At 68.2% G+C, this 898-nt stretch carries 1 protein-coding gene; it reads left to right on the forward strand.

Annotation, left to right across the window (positions count from 1 at the left end; translation table 11 throughout):
- Positions 1-630 (forward strand): DUF222 domain-containing protein (locus tag ACIHAO_RS40670; protein ID WP_396567288.1); only part of this gene is annotated, 630 nt, incomplete at its 5' end.
- Positions 631-898 lie beyond the last annotated feature (268 nt).

Raw genomic sequence — 898 nt, forward strand, 5'->3', positions numbered from 1 at the left:
ACCGCCGCCGCCCTGGAGGCGTATGCGGCGCCGCGGCCGGTGGACGAGTTCGGTCAAGCCGATCTGCGGATGAAATGCGAACGCATGGGTGACGCCTGGGTCGACATCCTCGACCTCGCGACCGCCTGCCCCGATCAGCCCGGCACCAGCGGCTACCGCACTCTGCTGCATGTCACCATCGGGCTCGACGAGTTGAAGTCCGGCCTCGGGACCGCCTGCCTCGACTATGTCGGGACCATGACCGCCCGCGAAGCCCGGCTCGCCGCCTGCGACTGCCTCATGCTCCCGATCGTCATGAGCGCCGCCGGAGAGCCCCTCGATGTGGGACGGCTGCGCCGGTTCGTCACCCCCGGCCAGCGACGAGCGCTGAACATCCGCGACGGCGGCTGCGCGTTCCCCGGGTGTCATCGGCGGCCGAAGAACTGTCACGCTCACCATATTCATCATTGGGCAGACGGCGGCCCTACCGACCTTCGGAACTTGGTGCTGCTGTGCGGTTTTCATCACCGGTTGATCCACCACGGTGATTGGGAAGTCCAGATGGCCGCCGATGGGATACCGGAGTTCATCCCACCTCAATACCGGGACCCGCTCCGACAACCCCGCCGCAACACCCTGCACCACGTCTGACACCGAGGAGCCCGTCAGCCACACCGGCGACGGGCCCCTCACCATGCCCAGCTCGAAGTACGTGAAGGCCCCCTTGCTTGCGCCTAGTGTCCTGCGCCGGAAGTTCGCGCCGTTAAGCCGTGTCGATAGCCGGCCGTTTCGCGCCTGGACCGGGGCATGAGGTGCGTCGCGAAATCCACATTGGCCACCCCCGGGGGGGCCGGAATGGGGGTAGCGCCCCCGGGACCCCCCAACCCCACCACCGCAAACCCCCCCCCCCACACCCACC

It is taken from the genome of Amycolatopsis sp. NPDC052450 (assembly GCF_044547565.1).
Classification (GTDB): domain Bacteria; phylum Actinomycetota; class Actinomycetes; order Mycobacteriales; family Pseudonocardiaceae; genus Amycolatopsis.